We start from the raw sequence: 22396 nt of genomic DNA, 5'->3' as shown, positions 1-22396 counted from the left end.
CAACGGCCAGCGCCGAGGCGTGGGAGACTGGAGGACGTGACCCACATCGGAGCGGCGACCGGCGAGCACGCGACACAGGGCCCGGAAGGGCGTCGATTCGCAGTGCGCTGGGCCGGCCTGACCGACACCGGCTTCCGCCGCCAGCACAACGAGGACTCCCTCGTCACGCAGCCGCCGATCTTCGCCGTCGCTGACGGCATGGGCGGCCATTCGCACGGCGACCTGGCCAGCAAGGCCGTCGCCGAGCAGCTCGGAGCGCTCGGCGGGCTCGAGACGGTCGAGCCGATCGACGTCGTCGACGCGCTCCGCCACGCGACCGACATCATCGAGAAGCTGGGCGACGGCGAGGGCGCCGCGGGCACCACGGTCACGGGCTGCGCGTTCGCCATGCACGACGACGCCCCGCACTTCGCCGTCTTCAACGTCGGCGACTCCCGCACCTACGCGATGCTCGGCGAGCGCCTCACGCGCATCACCATCGACCACTCGGTCGTCCAGGAGCTCATCGACGCCGGACTCCTCACCGAGGAGGAGGCCGAGACCCACCCCGAGGCCAACGTCGTCACCCGCGGCGTCGGCGCGGGCATAGACCCGGTGCCCGACTACTTCCTGCTGCCGATCATGCCCCAGCTGCGCCTGCTGGTCTGCTCCGACGGTCTCACCAAGGAGGTGCCCGACATCGAGATCGAGCGCCTGCTGTGGGAGCACGACGAGCCGGCAGCCGCCGCCAGCGCGCTCGTCGCCGCTGCGCTCGACAACGGTGGTCGCGACAACGTGTCGGTCATCGTCGTCGACGTCACGAAGGCACCCGTCGTCGACGACGTCGACCGCACGGTGCCGCGGACGACGCTGCGCGACGAGGAGACCAGGCGACCCTGATGGCCAGGCGGCTCCCCTCCGCGCCGCCGGTCCTGCCCGGCTACTCGCACCTCCACGTGCTCGGCACCGGTGGGTACGCCGATGTCTTCCTGTACGAGCAGGCGCTGCCGCGCCGCCCCGTCGCCGTGAAGGTGCTGCTCGCCGAGCTGGTCGACGAGGATGTGCGCCGCTCCTTCCGCACCGAGGTCAACCTGATGGGCCGCCTCTCATCGCACCCCGGCATCCTCACCGTCTACGGCGCGAGCGTCGCGAGCGATGGCCGCCCCTACCTCGTCATGGAACTCGCGAGCCCCGAGCTCGGCGAGCGCTTCCGCACCGAGCCGCTGGCCCCGGAGGCCGCGATGCGCGTGGGGATCCGCATCGGCGCTGCCATCGAGACCGCGCATCGCGCCGGCGTGCTGCACCGCGACATCAAGCCCGCGAACATCCTCACCACCTCCTTCGGCCATCCCGTGCTGAGCGACTTCGGCATCGCGGGCCTGCAGCACGACGCCACGGAGGCGGCCGGCGTCTCGATCCCGTGGGCCGCCCCGGAGGTGCTGCGCGGCAGCACCGGCGGCACGGTCGCCACCGAGGTGTGGTCGCTCGGCGCGACGCTCTTCTCGCTCATCGCCGGCCGCAGCCCCGCGGAGCACCCCGGCAGGGCCAACGACCACGACGCGCTCAGCAGCCGCATCATCAACCACGAGCTGCTGCCCTCGCGCGCCATCCCGCTGCCGCTGCGCGCGGTGCTCGACAAGGCGCTCTCTGCCAAGCCCTCCGACCGCTACGCGAGCGTCGAGGCGATGCTGCACGAGCTGCAGTCCGTGCAGCGCGAGCTCGGGTTCGACGAGACGCCCATCGAGGTGCAGGTCGACGCCTGGGCGGCGGCCCCCGCACCGGAGCTCGAGGATGAGAAGCCCGCGGATGCGCTGCGGCTGCGTCAGCGCCGCTCGCGTCGGTCGGTGGGCATCACGGGCAGCCGCGTCGACATCTCGCAGTCGACCGGCAGACGACAGCCCCAGAAGCCCAAGCGGTTCGCGATCGGCGTCGGCATCGGCGTCGCGAGCGTGGTCGTGCTCGGCATCGTCGCCGTCGCTGCGATCGCGCTCTCCACCGTCTCCCAGCAGATCCCTGTGGTCGCCGACATCCAGGCCGTCCCCGAGTCGGGGCGCGTGCACTTCACGTGGCCAGACCCCGGCCTGGTCGACCCCGACACCTATCACGTGCGCACCTCGACGGGCGATGCGCTCATCCAGGGCGGGAACGAGTTCACCCTCACGGGCGAGGCTGGCGAGCGACTGTGCATCAACGTCGCCGTCAACCGCGATGGCTCCACCGGTGAGCCGACCGAGTCGTGCGCGGAGCCCTTGCCGTGAAGCGCCGCATCGCAGGCGTCGCCGTCGGCACCCTCCTCGTCGCCGGCGTCATCGCCGGCGCGGTGCTGACCCCCGGCTACGCGTCGATCGAGCCGCAGCTCGACGGCTCGAGCGTCTGGATCGCCAACGGCGAGGCCGGCGCCATCGGCCTTGCGAACACGGCCAACAGCACGATCGAGCGCGTGGTGCAGGTCGGCAGCGCCGATGAGGCGCACCAGGCGGCCAGCGGCACGGTCGTCGTGGACCGCGACGCCTCCACCGCGCGGGTGGTGCGCGAGGGCGCGGTGCAGGCCGGCCCAGCCGTGCCGATCCGTCCAGGCGCTGTGGTCGGCGTGCGCGGCGATCGCATCGTGATCACCTCGCCGACCACCGGCGATGTCTGGCGCACCACCACGGGAGCGCTCGCGGAGGGCGCGCCGCTCGGCGACCCGGTCGTCGCGCTCGGCCAGGGCGGCGTCGCCGTGCTCGGCGAGCACGACCTGCTGGCGGCATCGCCGGGCCTCGGTCGCGTCCTGCGCGTCGACCAGGCCGGAGAGGTCGCCTCGAGCGACCGCGCGCCCCTCTCGCCCTCGACGCCGGCGCTGCAGCTCACCGCGCTGGGCGACGACTGGGTGCTCTTCGATGCGGGCTCGGGCGTGCTCTCCACCAGCACGTGGCAGACCACGCTGGATGCCACCGGTGTGCGCCTGCAGGAGCCCGGCGACGCGGCCGCTGCGGTGCTCTACGCGACCGACGACTCGCTCGTCCGGCAGCAGCTCGGCGTCACGAGCTCCAGCGTGCTCGCCTCCGGCGCCGCGGGCGTGGCCGCAGCCCCGGTCACGAACGAGCGGTGCACGTTCGCCGTCTGGCGCGACGGCACCGCCTGGCGCGCCTGCGAGGGCGCCGAGCCGGTCGTGCTCTCGCTCGACGGCGTCGCGAACGATGCCGATCTGCGCATCCTGCAGCGGGGCAGCGCCACCGCCGCCGTCGACGCCGGCACGGGCGACGCGTGGGCGATCGATGGGAACGGCGGCCGCATCGAGGGCTGGCAGATCGACGACGAGCAGCCGGAGCCGGAGATCCCCGCAGACGGCGAGACGGTCGAGGAGACGGTGGAGGCCGACCCCGAGCCGCCGGTCGCAGTCGACGACGAGCTGGGCGCGCGTTCCGGCACGGTCACGGTGCTGCCGGTGCTGCTCAACGACACCGATGCCAACGGCGACCCCATCGTCATCACCGAGGCCAGCGTCGACCGTGACGACGCATCCGTCAGCATCACGCCCGATGGTCGCGGCATCCGCTTCGAGGCGCCGGAGTCCGGGCAGTCCAGCGTCGCGTACGAGATCTCTGACGGCACGGCGACCGCGGTGGCGACCGCGATCGTCGACGTCCGCGAGGGCGACGAGCCGCCGACCCTCGTGCGCCCGCAGCAGGCCACGCTCGAGGCAGGCGGCTCGATCACGCTCGATGCGCTCGACGGCTGGGTCGATCCGGAGGGCGACCCGCTCGCCGTGGTCCGCGCGGAGGCAGAGGCGCCCGACCGCGTCACCGTCCGCCCGGACGGCAGGCTCGAGTTCCGCGACGGCAGAGCCGGCGCGCAGCGCGAGGTGCTCGTCACCGTCACCGACGGCACAACGGAGACGACCGAGCCGATCGCCCTCACCGTGCACGCCGGCACCGTGCCGATCACGGCCCAGCCCGTCACCGCCGTCACCCGTGTCGGCCAGGAGCTCGTGCTCGAGCCGCTGCTGTCGGCGCGCGGAGGCGCCGGCGAGCTCAGCCTCCACAACGTCGTCGACAACGGCGAGCCGGTGACGGCCGACTTCTCCGACGGCACGATCCGCGTCAACCCCAGCGAAGCGGGGCTGCTGCGCTTCACCTACGTCGTGACCGATGGGGCCGCGACCAGGAACGGCCAGGTCGTCGTACGCGTGCTCGAGGGCGCGGATGCGTCGTCGGCGCCCATCACGCGGCCGGCGCGCGCCGCAGTCCCGTCGATCAGCGCGATCGAGCTCGACGCCGAGGATCTCGCGTACGATCCCGCCGGCGGCGTGGTGGCGATCACGAGCGCGACCTCCGACAGCCCCGGTGTGCGCGCCGAGGTGATCGACGGTGAGCGGCTGCGGCTCGCGCTCGCCGACGACCTCGACGAGCAGGCCAGCGTCGAGTACGTGGTCACGAACGGCATCTCCAGCTCCACCGGCGTGCTCCGCGTCTCGCAGACGGGCTCGGCAGCGATCCAGCCCCCGATCGCGCGGGACGACGTGGTCTCGGTGCGCCCCGGCGGCCTGGTCGAGATCCCCGTGCTCGCCAACGACGAGCAGCCCGACGGTCTCCCGATCGCGCTCGAGACGCAGCTCGTGGCCGCGCCGGAGGCGGGGCTCCTCTTCGTCGACGGAGATCGGATGCGCTACATCGCCGCGGGCGAGCCCGGCACATTCACGGCGGCATACTCCGTGCGCGGCCCAGACGGCCAGACCGCGAGCGCCGACGTGACGATCCGCGTCGTCGCGGCTGCGCAGACGACGAACGCGGCACCGGTCGCGCCGACCGTCGAGGCGCGCGTGGTCGCGGGCGCGAGCGTCGACCTGGCGCTGCCGCTCTCGCACGCTGACCCCAACGGCGATCCGGTGCAGCTGCTCGGCCCCTCGTCGGCGCCGGCGCTCGGCTTCGTGACGCAGTCGGGCCGCTCGACGCTGCGCTACCAGGCGGGGGAGTACTCGCCCGGTACCGACGAGTTCCGCTACCGCGTGGTCGACGACCTCGGCGCGGTCGCCGAGGGGCTCGTGCGCGTCGCCGTCGTCGAGCCCGGCCCGGCGCTGCCGCCCGTGCTGGGCGCCGACGAGGCACAGATGCGGCCCGACTCGACGCTCGTGGTCCCCGTGCTCGAGAACGACAGCGACCCCGCGGGGCTGCCGCTCGAGATCGTCTCGATCGAGACCGTCACGCGCGGTTCGTCCGCCCAGCTGCGCGACGGCGCCGTGCTCGTGACCGCGGGCGCCCAGACGAACGACATCGGCGTGCTCGTCACGGTCGAGAACGCCGCCGGCTCGAGCGCGACGAGCTGGCTGCGCGTCGACGTCGACCCGGAGGCCCCGCCGCCGGCGCCCGACGTCGAGGATGTGCAGGTCTCGATCCAGTCGATCGCCGACGCCGACGCGGTCGTCATCGACCCGCTCGCGCACGCCTCCGTGCGTGACGGCCGCGCCGACGTGCTGGAGGCGAGCCTGCCGCTGGCGACGCCCGGCGTCGAGCTGCGGGACGACGGCGCGATCGAGATCGCCGTGGCCGACCGCACCCGCTTCGTGCCGTACACGGTCGCCCGCACCGACGACCCATCCGCCGTCTCCACTGCGGTGCTCGCCGTGCCGGGCAGGCTCGACGCGCTGCCGCAGCTGAAGCCCGACGTCGCGCCGCTCACCGTGGCGTCCGGCGAGACGCTCGTGATCGCGATCGACGACGTCGTCGACACGGTCGACGGCGAGGGCGCGCTCATCACCGACGCGAGCGCCGTCACCGCGGCTCCCACCGACGGCACGAATCCCGTGATCGACCTGCGCACCCTGCGCTATGTGCCGCCCGACGGCTACTACGGGCCGGCGAGCATCAGCTTCGAGGTGACCGACGGCGACAGCGCCACCGACCCGGAGGGCCGCGTCGGCACGATCGTGCTGCCGATCGAGGTCGTGCCGGGCGACGACGTGCCGCTGAGCGTGCTCGGCGCGTTCGTGCAGCTCGAGCAGGGCGCGGAGCGCGAGATCGACCTCTCGCGCATCACCCGCACCCCCGATGCCGCTCGGCTCACGAGCGCCACCTGGTCGATCTCCGGCGCGGTGCCGCCGGGGTTCCAGGCCGCGATCGAGGGATCGATGCTCACGGTGCGCGCCCTCAGCGACACCGCGGTGGGCACGAGCGAGCAGCTGCAGATCGGCGTCAGCGACGACGCGGGACAGGGGGAGACCGGGGCGGTTCAGCTCGCCGTCATCACCTCGACGAAACCGCTCGTCGCGCCGGCCGCCGACGCCGTCACCGTGCAGCGCGGCTCCAGTGCGCAGGTGTCGCCGCTCGCGAACGACGAGGCCTCCAACCCCTTCCCGAACACGCCGCTGCGCATCGCCGCGATCAGCGAGGAGGGCGCGGCCGAGCGAGGCATCAGCGCATCGCTCGATGGCGGCACGGTGACGGTCGAGGTCGACGGCTCTGCGGTGATCGGCACCACCATCGTGCGCGTGCTGGTGCTCGACGCGACCGACGATCCCAGGCGCGGCGTGTGGAGCCCGATCACCGTCACGGTGCAGGATGTGCCGGATGCCCCAGCGCCACCGGTGCAGGCGTTCGACGAGCACATCGACGGCGTCGTGACGATGATGATCGATCCGCCTGCCGAGAACGGCAGCCCGATCACGGGCTACCGCATCGACGGTGGCAACGGCGTCTCCTACGACTGTGGCGCCGAGCCGCGCTGCCGCATCGAGGGCCTGCCCGCCGGGGTCGAGCTGCGGCTGCGCGCCGCCGCGATCAACGCTCTCGGTGAGAGCGATCTCTCCGCGCCGTCGGAGCCGGTGCACGCCGACCGCCGGCCCGCCACCGTGCGGGGCGTCGAGGCGATCCCCTCGATCGAGCCCGGCTCCGTGCGCATCGCCTGGCAGGGCGTGCAGCAGCCGCAGGGCGGCACGCCGATCGAGGGCTATCTCGTGCGCATCACCGGCAACGGGGCCGACCGGATCATCCGGGCAGGTGCGAGCGAGCGGGGAACGGTCGTGTCCGACCTCACGCCCGGCCAGGCCTACGACGTCGCGGTCGCCGCGACGAACGCCGCTGGCGTCCCGGATGAGGGATGGCGCTGGCCGGCGGCACCCGTGCCGTTCACGGCCGTCGGCGAGCCCGCGACCACCCCCGTCCTCATCACCGACCGCACCGCCGGCACGGTCACCGCGACGTGGTCGCGCGTCGACGCCGGAGGCGCGTCGCGCGTCGCCTACAGCGCGCGCATCGTGCCGGTCGCCGATCTGGGCTCGATCTCCTGCGACAGCACCGGCACCGGCGAGCCGGCCGGCAGCACCGCCACATCGGCCTCGCTGGCGGTCGCGGAGGGATCGAGGGTGGTGGTCGCCGTGGTCGCCGACAACGGCTGGCACTGCTCCGTCTCCACCTCCGAGCCCGTCTTCGGCAAGCCCGCTCCCGTCAACGCATCCGCCGTCACCATCGCCCCGCAGGTGCGCGACGACGCCCGCGACCTGCGGCTGACCGCTGTGCCGACGCTCCCGCAGGACATGTGGTTCGAGGCCAGGGTGCGCCAGTCGCCGCAGGCCACTGAGCCGGTGTGGGTGCGCGTCAGCCAGGGCTCGTGGCTCACCCCGACGACCACCTCCTTCGCCTACGGCCGGGCGGCAGCCGTCGACCTGCGCGTCTGCGCCCCCTCTGGGGCGCGCGCCGACAAGGTGTGCTCCGATGCCACCGCCGTCGGCAGCGGCATGCCGCTGAGCCTGCGCGCGACCGTCGACGCCTGCACGCCGCTCGCGCCGCTGCGTGCGACACCGCCGGCGAACGCCTCCGCAGCCGTCCAGAGCGAGGTCGTGGCCTCGTACCGGGTCAGTGGTGGCGCCTGGACGCCCGAGCAGCCATCGACCGAGCCGGTACCGGCGGGGGCGACGCAGGTGCGTGCCCGAGGCGTCGTAACCTATCTGGAGTCCGGGCCCCTTCGGGATCCCGAGCCGACGGTCGCGGGATGCGGGCTGTGAGCGCAGAGCGATGACGAGAGAGGAACCGCCCGTGGGAGTCGATGTCTCGAGCATCCAGCAGCTGGCCGAGCAGGTCGTCGAGCGCGTCGAGCGCGTGCTGGTCGGCAAGCCGCTGGCCGTGCAGCTCTCGCTCACCGCGATGCTCAGCCACGGCCACCTGCTGATCGAGGACAACCCCGGCACCGGCAAGACCTCGCTCGCCAGGGCGCTCGCGGCCACCATCGACGGCACGGCCAGTCGCATCCAGTTCACCCCCGACCTGCTGCCGGGCGACATCACGGGCGTCAGCGTCTGGAACCAGGGTCGCGGCGAGTTCGAGTACCGCCAGGGACCGGTGTTCGCCAACGTCGTGCTCGCCGACGAGATCAACCGGGCGAGCCCGAAGACCCAGTCTGCGCTGCTCGAGGTCATGCAGGAGGGCAACGTCACCGTCGACGGCATCGCCCACGCGGTGCCGCAGCCGTTCATGGTGATCGCCACGCAGAACCCGATCGAGCACGCCGGCACCTACCAGTTGCCGGAGGCGCAGCTCGACCGCTTCGCCCTCAAGGCCTCGATCGGCTACCCCGACCACGCCTCGACGCTCCGCATCCTGACCGACTCCGGCGAGGAGCACTCGCCAGAGGACATCAGGCCGGTGACGGATGCGCGCACGGTGCAGGCGATGGCCGCCATGATCCGCAAGGTCCACGTCGAGGCGTCGATCGTCGACTACGTCGCCCGGCTGGTGGAGGCGACCCGCGAGGCCGACGAGGTGCGCCTGGGCGTCTCGGTGCGCGGCGCGCTCGCGCTCGTGCGCACCTCCAGGGCGTGGGCGGCGATCCACGGCCGCGACTACGTCACCCCCGACGATGTCAAGGCGCTCACCGTGCCCGCGCTCGCGCACCGGCTTGTGCTGCAGCCGGAGGCGGAGTTCGACGACGTGCGCCCCGAGAGCATCGTGCAGCAGCTCATGCTGACCGTGGCGCCGCCCAGGCGCTGACATGCCCGGACGCTGAGATGCACCGACTCGACGCCGTCGTTCGCGCGATCACCCCGTGGGGGTGGACGCTGATCGCGGTCGTCGTCGTCGGGCTCGCGATCGCTCGCACGCTGGGCTGGACCGAGGCGCTCGTCGCCGCAGTGGCCGCCGGCGTGCTCGTGCTGGCGGCCGTGCCGTGGATCGTCGGCGAGCGCTGGGCGCGCGCCCGCATCGGGCTGAGCGCCGAGCGCGTGCCGGTGGGCGCCGACGCGCTCGCCCTCGTGGAGGTCTCGCGGCCCACGCGCGCCGCGACCCCCAGCCAGGTCGACCTCGACGTCGGCGACATGGAGGTGGTGCTCGAGATCCCGCCCATCGATGTCGGCGGTCGCGTCGTGCGCTCCGTGCCGCTCGACACCTCGCGGCGCGGGCTGCGCACGATCGGGCCTGCGACGATCCTGCGCACCGACCCCTTCGGCGTGCTCGAGCGGCGCCACCGCCTGACCGAGTCGCGCACGCTCGTCGTGCACCCGCGCGTGGTGCGGCTGCCCGGCGGTGCCGGCGGCATCGTCCGCGACCTCGACGGTGAGGCGGCCGCCGAGCGCACCGCCGACGACGTCTCGTTCCACAGCCTGCGCGAGTACGCGCCCGGCGACGACCGGCGCCTGGTGCACTGGCGCTCGAGCGCCCGCTACGGCTCGCTGCTCGTGCGGCAGTTCGAGCCGTCCAGGCGCGCCGACTCGCTCATCGTGCTCTCCACCGCGCCCGACGAGTACGACGGCGACGACTTCGAGCTCGCGCTCTCGCTCGTCGGCACGCTCGGCCTCGCCGCGATGTCGGACCGGCGCAAGCTTCGCATCGTCGAGAGCCCCCGCACCGAGCGGGGCGAGGCGCACGCCATCGACGCCGCCAGCCGCGACCGGCTCCTCGACGCGCTCGCCGTCATCCAGCCCAGGCAGCAGCTCGGCATCGCCGCTGCCGCACGTGCCTCCCGCCGCGCGTCGCCCGGCAGTCTCGCGTGGCTCATCACGGGCTCGACCGTGTCGCCGCGCACGCTCCGCACGGCGGCGAACGGCATGCCGGCCGGCGTCGTGTCGGTGGTGGTGCGGGCCGCCGTCGGCGCGCTGCCATCGCGCGCCAGGCTCGGCGACGCGGATGTCGTGACGGTCGGGGCCATCGAGGATCTCTCGCGCGGCATCGGGCAGTCGAGGCAGCGATGATTCAGCGCGCGCCCGCCGTCGCGGTGCTGCTGCTGGCGATCGCCGCGGCCTGTGCCCCCATGTGGTGGATCTTCGGCACCCTGCAGCTCGTCGTGGCGCTCGCCGTCAGCGTGCTCGTGGGCGCCGCCATCGCGTGGCTGGCCGCCGTCCGCAGGTGGACGGCGATCTCGATCATCGGCACCGGGGTCGCCGCGCTCGCGATCCTCGCGGTGCCGCTGACCGCGCCGCAGCGCATCCCGCGCGGGGAGTGGCTGCCGGCCTTCGGCGAGGCGATGGCGGCCATCGTGCTGTCGTGGCGGCGGCTGCTGACGATCGGGCTGCCGGTCGGCACGGGCGACTCGCTGCTCATGGCCCCCGTCGTGCTCGTGCTCGTCGGCAGCGTCGTCGGCGTCTCGATCGCGCTGCGCTCCAAGCGCGCGGAGACGGCGGCGCTCGTGCCTGCGCTGATCGGCATCTGGTCGATCCTGTGGGGTCCGCGCGAGCTGCCGGAGGCATGGCTGACCGGTCTCATCGCGCTCGTGCCCATCGGCGGCTACGTGGCCGTCGTGCGACAGGCACGACGCCGCAGCCGCGCGCCGCGCGCGCTCTCGTCGCTCGCGCGCCGCGTCGGCGCCGGTGTCGCCGTCGCCGCGATCGCAGCCGGGGCCGCCGGCACGGCCGGCGCGCTGCTGGATGTGCCGCAGCGCACGGTGCTGCGCGGCGAAAGCCCCTCGTCGATCGAGCTGCAGGGCGCGTCGCCGCTCTCGGGCTATCGCGCGTTCTGGTCTGCCGAGGCCCGCACCGCCCCGCAGCTGGCAGCCACCGGCCTGGAGCCGGGACAACGCATCCGCACCGCCGTCCTCGACAGCTACGACGGCGAGGTGCTGGGCGTCGGCCGCGCGACCTTCGAGCGCGTCCCGAGCTCCGAGCCGGGCGAGGGCAGCGTGGTCGGGATCACGATCGACGAGCTCTCGTCAGCGTGGCTGCCGGTGGTCGGCACGCCATCGGCCATCCGCTTCGTGGGCGATCGCTCCGAGCAGCTGGCATCGGGGCTGCACCGCAGCGACGCGCTCGGCGCCTATGTCGTCGAGCCCGACATCACCACCGGCGACGGCTACCAGATGCTCTCGGAGCCCGCTGGCGCGGTCATCCCACCGGAGGGCGTCGCGGCGCTCGTGCCGGAGGATCCGCGGCAGGGGTCGCAGGCGCTGCCAGATGCGATGCTCACGACGCTCGCCGCCTGGACCGGCGGCGCGACGAGCCCCGGCGAGCGGCTTGCCGCCATGCTCGAGGGGCTCCGCGCCGACGGCTACGTGAGCCACGGCGTGCTCGACGACGAGGCGCCGTCGCGCCCCGGGCACTCGCTCGAGCGGCTCGAGGCCATGTTCGCCGAGCCGATGATCGGCGACGCCGAGCAGTACGCCACCGCTGCGATGCTGCTCGCGCGGCAGCTGGGCTTCGACTCGCGCGTGGTCGTGGGCTTCACGCCCGACGCGATCGAGCAGGGCGCTCCGACGATCGTGCTCGGGTCCGACGCGGATGCGTGGATCGAGGTGCGCGCGGAGTCCGGCTGGGTGGGGATCGACGTGATGCCGGATGTGCGGCCGATCCCCGAGCAGGAGGAGGGCTCGCCGACGGTCGTCGAGGAGCCGCCGATGCAGCAGGCACCCGCGCCGGCGCCGGGCGGGCAGGTCGAGGGTGCAGACCCCGCAGCTCCCAGCGCCCCGCAGGACACCGACGACAGCGCATCGCGACTGCTGCAGGCGCTCGCTGCCATCGGCGCCGTGCTCGGCCTCGTCGCGCTGATCGCCGCCATCCCCGTCGGCCTCGTGATCGCGAAGGTGATCCGTCGCAGGCGCAGGCGCAGGGCCGACGCGCCGCGCGACCGCGCCGAGGGTGCGTGGGCTGAGGTCGTCGACGGGCTGCGCGACCGCGGCGAGCTGCTGACGTCCTCCGGCACCCGCCTCGAGCAGGCGGGCGAGCACGCCCCGATGCGCGAGCTCGCCCACCGCGTCGACCGTGCGGTGTTCGCGGCCGAGCCTCCGAGCGCGCCAGAGGTCACCGAGACCTGGCGGCTCGGCGCCGTCGTGCTCGCGGAGCGCGATGCGGGCGAAGGCAGGCTGCGTCCGCTGCTCGCGCGGCTGAACCCGGCGTCGCTCACGCGGCGCTGACGGCGGAGGGCGTCGCGGGCTCTGCTCCTGCACGTGCAGACCGGTACCAAGTGGCCGCGAATCCTCGCCCTGGCGCACACCTGGTACCGGTTTGTCGCGGAGCACCGCCACCGCGATCGTGTCGGGCGGATGCTTTCCACAGGGACGGGTCTGCGCGGCCCGCGCCCCGGGTCAGGTCACGCATCCTGCCCCCATGCAGACGCGCATCGACCTGCCGAGGCCGCCCACGGATCCAGAGCCCTCGCCGTTCCCGCTGCTCGCGAGCCTCGCGCCCGTGCTCGGTGCCGGCGCGCTCTGGCTCGTGCTGCAGACCCCGACGGTGCTCGTGTTCGCGCTGCTCGGGCCGATCATCGCGGTGGCCAGCATGGGCGACGGTCGGCGCACCCGCCGCAAGCGCCGCAAGCGCGAGGCCGAGCGCTGGCGGGTCGAGCTCGCGGCGGTCGCCGACCGCATCGACGCCGCCCTCGACGAGCGCCGTGCCGAGCTGCTCGCCGCGCATCCGGGGCCACGCGCGGTCGCGGCGCGGCCGCCGCACGACCCGCATCGATGGCGGCGCGCGGCGGATGCGCCGGTGCCGGTCGTGCTCGGAGCCGGGCCGCTGCCGTCGGGTGTCGCGGTCGAGGGCACGGTGCCGGCGACCGATCCGGCGGTGCAGCGGCTCGATGCCGCAGCTGCGGCCGAGCGGTTGCGCTCCGCCGCCGCGATCGTCGACGGTCCGGTCGTCGTCGACGCACGCGAGGGGATCGGCATCGTCGGCCCGCCGCTCGTGGCGCTCGCGCTCGCGCGCTCGGCTGTCATTCAGGTGGTGGATGCCGTGCCACCCGATGCCGCGGAGGCCATCGTCCCCGACGATCCCGCGTGGGACTGGCTCGACGACCTGCCGCATCCGCTCCACCGGGAGCCTGGCTCGGCTGTGCGGCTCGTGGGCGACGGCGTGGAGGTGACGGTCGCTGTGGCCGAGCATGCCTCGCAGCTGCCGCGCGAGTGTCGCATCGTCGTCCATGCGGCGCTCGACGGTGCCCGCGTGGGCGAGCGCTCGTGCGCGCCGGCGGCGATCTCAGAGCGCGAGGCGCTCGCCGCGGTCGAGACGCTCGCCGGCGCCGCCGCGCACGCGGGGATCCGGCGGGAGGGCTCGCTGCCCTCGCACGTCGACCTCGACGCGCTGCCGGTCGCGAGCGGCGGCCTCGCTGCCGTGTTCCTGGCAGACGAGGCGCCCATCGAGCTCGACCTCGTGCGCGACGGCCCGCATGCGGTCGTCGGCGGCACGACGGGCTCCGGCAAGAGCGAGCTGCTCATCGCCTGGGTCGCCGCCATCGCCGCTGGGCGTGAGACCTCGGACGTCTCGTTCCTGCTGGTCGACTTCAAGGGCGGCGCCTCCTTCGCGCCGCTGCTGGGCCTGGCGCACTGCGTGGGCGTCATGACCGACCTCGACGAGGCCGGGGCGCGACGCGCGATCGAGAGCCTGCGCGCCGAGCTGCGGCGCCGCGAGCGACTGCTGGCTGCACAGGGCGCGCGATCGATCGAGGAGGCGAGCGGCATCTCGCGGCTCGTGATCGTCGTCGACGAGTTCGCCGCCATGCTGCACGAGCTGCCCGACCTGCACCGGCTGTTCGTCGACCTCGCTGCCCGGGGCCGCTCGCTGGGCGTGCACCTTGTGCTCTGCACGCAGCGGCCGGCAGAGGCGGTGCGCGACTCGCTGCTGGCCAACTGCGGCATCCGCATCTCGCTGCGCGTCACCGATGAGCACGACGCGGTCGCGGTCACCGGCGGCGCAGAGGCGGCGTCGATCCCGCTCGCCGCCCGCGGCCGCTGCGTCGTGCGCGTGAGCGGCGGCGCCACGCGCACGGCACAGGCGGCCCTCGCGAGCCCCGAGCACCTCGCCGCGCTCGTGGCCGCCACTGCGGGGCAGTCCCGCGCGGCCAGGCCCTGGCGGGAGCCGCTGCCCGAGTCGCTGCCGCTCGCGGCGATCGAGGGCGAGGGCATCCGGCTGGGGCTCGTCGACCGGCCGTCGGAGCAGCTCGTCGCCCCGGTGCTGTGGCGGCCGACCGTCGACGGACCGCTGCTGGCCATAGGGGGAGCGGCGAGCGGGCGCACGAGCCTCGCCGACCTCGTGGCCGGGCAGCTCGGCACGCCGGTCGTCGATCGCGAGGACGCGCTCTGGGACGCGTTGCAGCAGCCGGGCCCGCTCGTGGTCGACGACCTCGACCTGCAGCTGGCGAGGCTCACCGACGAGCAGCAGGCCACGGTCGCCCAGGCGATCGCGCGACGGATGCGGGAGAGCGCGCCGGTCGCGCTCACCGCACGCCGCGTCTCGACTGCGATGGGGCAGCTCGCGCCGCTCGCCGAGCTGCGCATCCTGCTGCGGATCGCGAGCCGCCAGGAGCACATCGTCGCCGGCGGCGACGGCCACCTGCACGACGCCTCGCTGCCGCCGGGCGCAGGCTGGCTGCGTGACGAGCGCGTGCAGCTCGCGCTGCCCGAGGGAGTCGCGCCGCGGCGTGAGCCGCGCGCGGTCACGCTGCCGCGCGGGCCGGCGGCAGTCGTGCTGGGCGTCGGGGCGCAGCTGCCTGCCGCGCTCTCGGGGCCGGCGGCGAGACCCGGCCAAGCTCGAACCGGCCCTGATCGAACAGGCCCCGATCGAACAGGCCCTGATCGAGTGGGTCGGGATGACGCCGCCGGGCTCGTCGTCGGCACCGTCGCCGAGTGGGAGGCCGCGTGGGGCGAGCTCGACCGGCTGCGCGCCGACCGCCCCGTGGTGGTGCTGGGCGTCGACGAGCGACAGCTGCGGCAGGTGCTGCGGCACGCGCCGCCTCCGCCGCCCATGCGCGCCGCGCCCGCCTGGGTGCTGCTCGAGGGTCGCTTCGAGCGACTTCGGTAGCTAGCCGAGCAGCGTGGCGAGCGGCGTCGCCTGCGTCTCGAGCGCCGCGGCGACCGCAGCATTGGCCACGTGCCCACCCGAGGTGTTCAGGCCCGCCGCAAGCCCCGCATCCGCCGTCAGCGCCGCTCGCCAGCCGAGATCGGCCAGCCGGGTCGTGGCGTGCAGGGTCGCGTTCGTGAGCGCCTCGGTCGAGGTGCGGGGCACGGCACCCGGCAGGTTCGCGACGCACGCGAACACGGTCTCGTGCACGCGGAACGTGGGTTCGCGGTGCGTGGTCGGCCGCGAGTCGGCGAAGCATCCGCCCTGATCGATCGCGATGTCGACGAGCACCGAGCCTGGACGCATGCCGGCGACCATCTCGTTCGTGACGAGCTTCGGCGCCTTCGCACCGGGGATGAGCACCGAGCCGATCACCAGATCGGCGTCGCGCACCGACTCCTCGACCGTGACGCGGTTCGAGTGCAGCGTCTGCACGCGACCGCCGTAGATCGTGTCGAACTGCCGCAGCCGAGGCAGCGAGACGTCGAGCACCGTCACACGCGAACCGAGCCCGACGGCCATCTCGACCGCCGCGGTGCCGGCGACGCCGCCGCCCAGCACGACCGTGTGGCCGGCGCGGGTGCCCGGCACGCCGCCGAGCAGCAGGCCCGCGCCCCCTTGCGGTGCCGTGAGGAGCGAGGCGCCCTGCGTCACCGACAGTCGTCCAGCGACCTCGCTCATGGGTGCGAGCATCGGCAGCGAGCCGTCGGGCGCGCGCACGGTCTCGTAGGCGATCGCCGTGGTGCCGCGCTCGATGAGCGCCTGCGCGAGCTCCGGCGCCGCTGCGAGGTGCAGGTAGGCGAAGAGCGTGAGGTCGTCGCGCAGGAAGTCGAGCTCTGCGGCGATCGGCTCCTTCACCTTGAGCACCAGCTGCGCAGCCCAGGCCTCGGCCGCCGACGCGACGATCCTTGCGCCGGCAGCCTCGTAGGCCGCATCCGGGATCCCGCTGCCGACGCCAGCGCCGGTCTCGATCAAGACCTCGTGGCCGTGGGCGACGAGCTCGGTCGCCCCCGTGGCCGTCAGCGCGACCCGCGCCTCGTCTGTCTTGATCTCGCGCGGGACCCCGATGAGCATCAGGCCGCGCTCTTCACCGACTCGATCGCGCGGCCGATGACCTCGATCGCCTCACGGATCTGGTCATCCGTGATCTGCAGGCTCGGCAGGAAGCGCAGCACGTTGTAGTCGGTGCCTGCCGTCAGCACGAGCACGCCGTCGTTGCCGGCCGCCGCGGAGATCGGAGCGGTCGGGATCGGAGCGCCGGTCTCGGGGTCGATGAACTCGATCGCGAGCATCGCGCCCTTGCCGCGCACCTCGATGATCTCCGGGTGCTGCTCGGCGAGCTCGTCGAGCAGCGGGCGCAGGACGCGCTCGATGCGCTGCGCCTCGCCGTTCAGGTCTGCCGCCTCGATCTGCTCGAAGACGGCGACCGCCGCGGCGCAGGCGACGGGGTTGCCGCCGAAGGTGCCGCCGATGCCGCCCACGTGCACGGAGTCCATGATCTCGGCGCGCGCCGTGACGCCCGCGAGCGGCAGGCCGCCGGCGATGCCCTTCGCAGAGAGCACCATGTCTGGCACCCAGCCGAAGTGCTCGGAGGCGAAGGTCTTGCCGGTGCGGCAGATGCCCGACTGCACCTCGTCGGCGACCATGACGACGCCGTTGGCGGTGCACCACTCCTGCATCGCCGGCAGGTAGCCGTCGGCGGGCACGATGAAGCCGCCCTCACCCTGGATGGGCTCGATCACGAGGCACGAGAGGTCCTCGACCCCGACGTGCTTCTCGAGGTAGTACTGGGTGCGCTCTGCGGCCTCTGCGCCGTTCAGGCCGTCCTGCAGCGGGTAGGAGCCCGGTGCGTGGAAGACGTCGGACGCCAGCGGTCCCATGCCGGTCGCGTACGGCGCCGGCTTGTAGTTCATGGTCATCGTCAGGTTGGTGCGGCCGTGGTAGCCGTGCTCGACGACGGCCACCGCGCGGCGGCCCGTGAACTTGCGGGCGATCTTCACGCCGTTCTCGACGGCCTCTGAGCCGGAGTTCACGAAGAACGACTTCTTGTGGTGGTCGCCGGGCGTGTGCTGCTGGAGGTACTCGGCGACGCGCACGTAGGGCTCGTACGGCGTCGTGCCGAACAGCGAGTGGGTGAGCTTGCCGACCTGCTCGCGCACGGCCGCGACGACCGCGTCGTTCGTGTGGCCGACGGTGGTGACGCCGATGCCGCAGCCGAGGTCGATGAAGCGATTGCCGTCCACGTCGGTGATGATCGCGTCGTGCGCCTCGGCGATGAAGACCGGCAGCTGGCTCGGGATGCCCTGCGGCACCGCCTGCGCCTTGCGCTCGAGGAGCGCTCGCGAGTTCGGACCGGGGATCTCGGTGACGATCGAGCGGGAGACGGCGGGGGCAGCGGTGTCAGTCATGCTGGAATCCTACGCCGGGCACCGTGCTCCTCGACAGCCGGAGGCCTAGGCTGGCCGCATGCCGATGCAGCACGCGTACGCCGTCGAAGTCGAATGGACCGGAGCGGGTGAGGCGGGCACCAGCAGCTATCGCTCCTACACGCGCGATCACGTCGTGCGCATCGAGGGCCTGCCCGACATCCTGGGTTCGGCAGACAAGACGTTCCGCGGCGACGCCGCGCGCCACAACCCCGAGCTGCTGCTGCTGACGGCGCTCGCGCAGTGCCACATGCTCAGCTACCTGCACCAGGCGGTCAGCCGCGGCATCGTCGTCACCGCCTACCGCGATGCCGCCACCGCCACGATGGAGACCGCAGGCACCGGCGGCCGCTTCACCGAGGCCGTGCTGCACCCGGTGGTGACGATCACGGATGCGTCCCAGGCGGCAGACGCGCTGGACGCGCACGTGCAGGCGTCCAAGGACTGCTTCATCGCCGCATCCGTCGCCTTCCCTGTGCTCCACGCGCCCACGATCGTGGTCGACGGCGAGACGGTCGCGCAGGGCGAGGCCCACGCGTGAGCGCGCCGCGCCGCGTCATCATCCTCGGCTCGACCGGCTCGGTCGGCACGCAGACCCTCGACGTCATCCGCGCGAACCCCGGCCGCTTCCAGGTCGTCGGGCTCGTCGCCGGCCGCGACCGCGCCGGTCTCGACGCGCAGCAGGCCGAGTTCGGCGGCGAGGCCGCGCTCGGCGCCGACGCGGCCGTCACGATGATCGAGTCCGTCGAGGCCGACGTGGTGGTCAACGGCATCACCGGCTCCGTCGGGCTCGCGCCCACGCTCGCGGCGCTCGACGCCGGCCGCACGCTCGCGCTCGCCAACAAGGAGTCGCTCATCGCCGGCGGCGATCTCGTCATGCAGCGTGCGCAGCCCGGCCAGATCGTGCCGGTCGACTCCGAGCACTCGGCCATCGCGCAGTGCTTGCGATCCGGCGACCACGGCGAGATCCGCAGGCTCGTGCTCACCGCATCCGGCGGCCCCTTCCGCGGCTGGAGCCGCGAACAGATGGCGGATGTGTCACCGGCGGATGCGCTGGCCCATCCGACGTGGGACATGGGCCCGATGGTCACCACCAACTCCGCGACGCTCGTGAACAAGGGCCTCGAGGTGATCGAGGCGCATCTGCTCTTCGACGTGCCGTTCGAGCAGATCGACGTGACGGTGCACCCGCAGTCGATCGTGCACTCGATGGTGGAGTTCGTCGACGGCTCGACGATCGCGCAGGCCTCGCCGCCCGACATGCGCCTGCCGCTCTCGCTCGGCCTCGACTGGCCGCACCGCATCCCCGGCGTCGGGGCGCCGCTCGACTGGACGACTGCGTCGAGCTGGACCTTCGAGCCGCTCGACGACGAGGCCTTCCCGGCGGTGGCGCTCGCGAAGCGCGTCGGGCAGGCGGGCTCGACCTACCCGGCCGTGTTCAACGCGGCCAACGAGCAGGCGGTGCACGCCTTCCACCGCGGCGACATCGGCTACCTCGACATCATCCCGACCATCGAGCGGGTGCTCGAGCAGCATGAGCCCGGCGAGCTGACGCTCGAGCGCGTGCTCGACGCCGAGCGCTGGGCGCGTCGCGTCGCCGACGAGGCGGCCGGCGTGAACCGCTAGCGGCCCGCATCTCGGTCATCGAGGAGGCGCCGCAGGCGCCGTATCGAGATGGCGACCCGCGTGACCTCGATACGCGCTGCGCGCTCCTCGATCAGCGTGGTGTGACGACCACTTCGACACCGGCCGCATCGACAGCCTCCACCACCGCGCCCGCGTCCTCCCACCATCGCGCATAGTGATCGGGGTCCCGGTTGATCTGCACCGCGTGCGCGACCCTGGTCGGGGCGAGCTCGTCGCGGCCGTCGAGCCGATCGAGCGCCCGGTAGAAGAGCACGGCCGAGCCGTACGCATCCATGCGGACCTCATAGGCCCCCCAACCGGTGCGCTGCTGGAACAGCCCGCGCGAGTCGGGCCCCGCGTCGTCGCCGTGATCGACGACCCGCAGGCTCGACTCGCCCATCGCGGTCATGACGCCGATGCGCACGTCGCGCTCCGAGAGGCCGAGGTCGCGGCCCGCCTGGATGACGATCGCGGCGTTCGCGAGCTGCTGCCCGCTCCAGCTGCCCACCGAGCGAGGCAGCTCGCCCTCGACATGGGCCGTCTGCGCCACCGGATCGGGCTCCGGTCGCGAGACGATCCAGACGAGCACCACCACCAGCAGCAGCCCGAGCACGCCGAGCACGATCGTGCGGCCGTCGGAGGCGGCACGCGGCACGCGCTCGGCGACGGCGTGCTGCGATCTCGGGTGAGCGGCCATGGGCGTCAGCGTAAGCACGCTCCCTATGAGGAGTGCAGGGCAGATGGGGCTAGCCTTGACCGCTGATGGAAGCCGTCCTCCTCTACATCGTGGGCGTGCTCGTCGTCGTCGTCGGCCTGGCCGTCTCGATCGGCCTGCACGAGCTCGGGCACCTGTGGCCCGCGAAGCTCTTCGGCGTGCGCGTCGGCCAGTGGATGATCGGCTTCGGGCCGACGATCTTCTCGTTCCGCAAGGGCGAGACCGAGTACGGCATGAAGTGGATCCCGCTCGGCGGCTACATCTCCATGTCGGGCATGTTCCCGCCATTGAAGCCCGGCGGGGAGTCGAGGGATGCGTCCACGGGCTTCCTCGACACGCTCGTGCAGGATGCGCGCGACTCGAGCGCAGACACGATCCACGAGGGCGAGGAGGAGCGGGCGTTCTGGCGGCTCGCCTTCTGGAAGCGCATCGTCATCATGCTCGGCGGGCCGTTCATGAACCTCGTGATCGCCGTCGTGCTCTACGGCGTCGTGCTGTGCGGATTCGGCATCGCCGTGCCATCGACCACGATCGCGAGCGTCTCGGAGTGCGTCATCGCCGCATCCGACGACCGCACCGAGTGCGAGGCCACCGACCCGCTCGCGCCGGCAGCAGAGGCGGGCATCGAGCCCGGCGACACCATCGTGTCGATCGCCGGGCAGCCGATCGGCGAGTGGACCGAGATCCAGGCCGCCATCCGTGAGCTCGCCGGGCAGCAGGTGCCGTTCGTCGTGGAGCGCGACGGCGAGCAGCGCACCGTGCAGGTGACGCCGCTCGAGAGCGAGCGCTACGTCTTCGACGACACCGGGCAGATGATCGAGGCGGGCGGCGAGCCTGTCACCGAGACGATCGGATTCGTCGGGGTCGGCCCGCAGTACGTCATCGAGCAGCAGCCGGTGACGTCGGTGCTGCCGGCTGTCGGCGACAACGTGCTGCGGGTCGGCGAGCTCATCATCAACCTGCCGCAGCGCCTCGTCGACGTGGCGGAAGCCGCGTTCGGCCCGGGGGAGCGCGACCCGAACGGCCCGATGTCGGTCGTCGGCGTCGGCCGGATGGCGGGCGAGATCGCCGCGCTCGACCAGGTGCCGGTGCTCGAGCGCATCAGCGCCATGCTGCAGCTGATGGCGAGCCTCAACGTGGCGCTGTTCGTGTTCAACCTCATCCCGCTCATGCCGCTCGACGGCGGTCATGTGCTCGGCGCCCTCGTCGATGCGGTGCGCCGCGGCTGGGCGAAGCTGCGCGGCAAGGTCGCGACCCCGCTCGACACCGCCAAGTGGGTGCCGGTCACGCTCGTGGTGACCGCGGTGCTCGGCGTCATGAGCGCGCTGCTCATCTATGCCGACATCGTGAAGCCGATCAGCCTGTTCGGCGGGTAGTCGTTCCTGCTGGCTGAGCTGCCGCGACGAAGGCACGGCGTGTCGAAGCCTCGCGCCTTCAGGCTTCTGCCGTCCCCTGGTGGAAGCGCTGCCTCCACCGACCGCCGACACGCACCCACAACGACGAGCGCAGCGCCGGCCCCGCGCCGACCGAGCGCCAGACGATGAGCAGCGTGTCATCGGCGAGCTCGTGCGTCGCGAGCAGCTCGAGCTCCACCCGCTCCGGCAGCGGCGCGATCTCGGCCAGCAGCTCGTCGCGGCTCCAGCGTCGGCCTGAGGCCCCGATCTCCTCCCATTCGGGGTGCAGCAGCGCCGCGACCGAGGCGGGGTCAGCGCGCACCTCGTCGGTCAGCAGCGAGCGCTCGAGCCGCACGACCTCGGCCTCGGCAGGCTGATCCGCGAGGAAGTCGAAGCCGTCGAAGAGGTCGACATCGACCTGTGGTGCATCGACCTGAGGTGCATCGACCTGCGGTGCCTCAACCGGCGGTGCTGCGACCGGCGGGGCCTCGACCGGCGTCGGTGTGACCCCACCGAACCCGGGCCCCGCATCCGGCACCTTGCCCTGCTGGTAGGCGGTCGCGGCCCCATTCGCGAGCCGATCGGCAGCCTCGTTCAGCGCGTGGCCCGCGTGCCCCTTCACCCACTCGAACCGCACGACGCCGCCCGCCGCCCTGCGCGCCGACATGAGCCCGTCGAGCTCCTCCATGAGCTCGCGGTTCATGACCGGCTTGCCGTCGGCTTTCTTCCAGCCCTTCCGCTTCCAGCCGGGCATCCACTTGGTGATCGAGTCGATCACGTACTTGCTGTCGCAGAGGATGTGCAGCTCGTCGACGCCCGCGGTCTGCTGCAGCAGATCGAGCACGGCGGTGAGCTCGCCGATGTTGTTGGTGCCCAGTCGCTGCCCGCCTGCCGCCCAGCGCTGCTCGTCGATGTACCAGCCCCAGCCGGTGGGGCCGGGGTTGCCGAGGGAGGAGCCGTCTGCCGCTGCGGTGATCACCCGACGAGTCTGCCATCGGCGAACACCCCCGAGCAGCAGCGCCAAGTAGGCTGG

General features: G+C 73.2%; 14 protein-coding genes. 10 read left to right on the top strand and 4 right to left on the bottom strand.

The genetic code is table 11. The features are described from left to right. The first annotated feature begins 36 nt into the window (after window positions 1–36). The 7 genes from MKD51_RS12130 to MKD51_RS12100 all read left to right on the top strand — a co-directional run bounded on the left by MKD51_RS12130 (window position 37) and on the right by MKD51_RS12100 (window position 15163). Complete coding sequence (locus MKD51_RS12130; protein ID WP_240240558.1) at window positions 37–879, top strand: serine/threonine-protein phosphatase; 843 nt, start codon at window positions 37–39, stop codon at window positions 877–879. Beyond that, the gene (locus MKD51_RS12125; RefSeq protein WP_240240557.1) at window positions 879–2237 is read left to right on the top strand and encodes a serine/threonine-protein kinase; all 1359 of its coding nucleotides are present in this window, start codon (window positions 879–881) and stop codon (window positions 2235–2237) included. The genes MKD51_RS12130 and MKD51_RS12125 overlap by 1 nt, the downstream gene beginning before the upstream one ends. Further along, complete coding sequence (locus MKD51_RS12120) at window positions 2234–7957, top strand: Ig-like domain-containing protein (RefSeq protein WP_240240556.1); 5724 nt, start codon at window positions 2234–2236, stop codon at window positions 7955–7957. Before MKD51_RS12125 ends, MKD51_RS12120 begins: the two co-directional genes overlap by 4 nt. Window positions 7958–7988: 31 nt before the next feature. Next, on the top strand, window positions 7989–8939 hold the full coding sequence (locus MKD51_RS12115) for a MoxR family ATPase (protein WP_240240555.1): 951 nt from the start codon (window positions 7989–7991) through the stop codon (window positions 8937–8939). A gap of 17 nt (window positions 8940–8956) precedes the next feature. After that, a complete protein-coding gene (locus tag MKD51_RS12110) occupies window positions 8957–10135 on the top strand; it encodes a DUF58 domain-containing protein (protein ID WP_240240554.1) in 1179 nt (392 codons plus the stop codon). Further along, the gene (locus MKD51_RS12105) at window positions 10132–12285 is read left to right on the top strand and encodes a transglutaminase domain-containing protein (RefSeq protein ID WP_240240553.1); all 2154 of its coding nucleotides are present in this window, start codon (window positions 10132–10134) and stop codon (window positions 12283–12285) included. The genes MKD51_RS12110 and MKD51_RS12105 overlap by 4 nt, the downstream gene beginning before the upstream one ends. A 193-nt stretch (window positions 12286–12478) precedes the next feature. Further along, window positions 12479–15163 carry an FtsK/SpoIIIE domain-containing protein gene (locus MKD51_RS12100; RefSeq protein ID WP_240240552.1) on the top strand — a complete coding sequence of 895 codons (2685 nt, stop codon included), beginning with the start codon at window positions 12479–12481 and terminating at the stop codon, window positions 15161–15163. Here MKD51_RS12100 and ald read toward each other — a convergent pair whose 3' ends face one another. Together ald and MKD51_RS12090 are read right to left on the bottom strand one after the other, a co-directional pair. After that, window positions 15164–16276, bottom strand: a complete 1113-nt coding sequence (ald, locus tag MKD51_RS12095; protein ID WP_240240551.1) for an alanine dehydrogenase — start codon at window positions 16274–16276, stop codon at window positions 15164–15166. Beyond that, window positions 16276–17610 (bottom strand): aminotransferase class III-fold pyridoxal phosphate-dependent enzyme, encoded by a 1335-nt coding sequence (locus tag MKD51_RS12090; protein WP_240240550.1) that lies wholly within the window; start codon window positions 17608–17610, stop codon window positions 16276–16278. Before MKD51_RS12090 ends, ald begins: the two co-directional genes overlap by 1 nt. A gap of 58 nt (window positions 17611–17668) precedes the next feature. Between MKD51_RS12090 and MKD51_RS12085 the strand changes: the two genes are divergently transcribed. After that, a complete protein-coding gene (locus MKD51_RS12085; protein ID WP_240240549.1) occupies window positions 17669–18169 on the top strand; it encodes an OsmC family protein in 501 nt (166 codons plus the stop codon). Next, complete coding sequence (dxr, locus tag MKD51_RS12080; RefSeq protein WP_240240548.1) at window positions 18166–19254, top strand: 1-deoxy-D-xylulose-5-phosphate reductoisomerase; 1089 nt, start codon at window positions 18166–18168, stop codon at window positions 19252–19254. Before MKD51_RS12085 ends, dxr begins: the two co-directional genes overlap by 4 nt. 91 nt (window positions 19255–19345) lie before the next feature. On the opposite strand, the gene MKD51_RS12075 is transcribed toward dxr, so the two are convergent. Then, window positions 19346–19951, bottom strand: coding sequence for a hypothetical protein (locus MKD51_RS12075; protein WP_240240547.1), 606 nt, complete (start codon window positions 19949–19951; stop codon window positions 19346–19348). A gap of 65 nt (window positions 19952–20016) precedes the next feature. Between MKD51_RS12075 and MKD51_RS12070 the strand changes: the two genes are divergently transcribed. Further along, a complete protein-coding gene (locus MKD51_RS12070; RefSeq protein WP_240240546.1) occupies window positions 20017–21345 on the top strand; it encodes a site-2 protease family protein in 1329 nt (442 codons plus the stop codon). Between the two features lie 58 nt (window positions 21346–21403). On the opposite strand, the gene MKD51_RS12065 is transcribed toward MKD51_RS12070, so the two are convergent. Next, complete coding sequence (locus MKD51_RS12065) at window positions 21404–22342, bottom strand: ribonuclease HI family protein (RefSeq protein WP_240240545.1); 939 nt, start codon at window positions 22340–22342, stop codon at window positions 21404–21406. Window positions 22343–22396 lie beyond the last annotated feature (54 nt).

The sequence above is a fragment of the Agrococcus sp. ARC_14 genome (assembly GCF_022436485.1).
Classification (GTDB): domain Bacteria; phylum Actinomycetota; class Actinomycetes; order Actinomycetales; family Microbacteriaceae; genus Agrococcus.
Note: the sequence above shows the minus strand (reverse complement) of the source record. Positions and strands in the feature narration are given on the sequence as shown.

What these genes read in the sequence shown, in the direction of transcription:
- MKD51_RS12090 (WP_240240550.1), bottom strand. Translation starts at nt 17,610, where the DNA reads ATGACTGACACCGCTGCCCCCGCCGTCTCCCGCTCGATCGTCACCGAG.
- ald (WP_240240551.1), bottom strand. Translation starts at nt 16,276, where the DNA reads ATGCTCATCGGGGTCCCGCGCGAGATCAAGACAGACGAGGCGCGGGTC.
- MKD51_RS12105 (WP_240240553.1), top strand. Translation starts at nt 10,132, where the DNA reads ATGATTCAGCGCGCGCCCGCCGTCGCGGTGCTGCTGCTGGCGATCGCC.
- MKD51_RS12070 (WP_240240546.1), top strand. Translation starts at nt 20,017, where the DNA reads ATGGAAGCCGTCCTCCTCTACATCGTGGGCGTGCTCGTCGTCGTCGTC.
- MKD51_RS12075 (WP_240240547.1), bottom strand. Translation starts at nt 19,951, where the DNA reads ATGGCCGCTCACCCGAGATCGCAGCACGCCGTCGCCGAGCGCGTGCCG.
- MKD51_RS12125 (WP_240240557.1), top strand. Translation starts at nt 879, where the DNA reads ATGGCCAGGCGGCTCCCCTCCGCGCCGCCGGTCCTGCCCGGCTACTCG.
- MKD51_RS12110 (WP_240240554.1), top strand. Translation starts at nt 8,957, where the DNA reads ATGCACCGACTCGACGCCGTCGTTCGCGCGATCACCCCGTGGGGGTGG.
- MKD51_RS12100 (WP_240240552.1), top strand. Translation starts at nt 12,479, where the DNA reads ATGCAGACGCGCATCGACCTGCCGAGGCCGCCCACGGATCCAGAGCCC.
- MKD51_RS12085 (WP_240240549.1), top strand. Translation starts at nt 17,669, where the DNA reads ATGCCGATGCAGCACGCGTACGCCGTCGAAGTCGAATGGACCGGAGCG.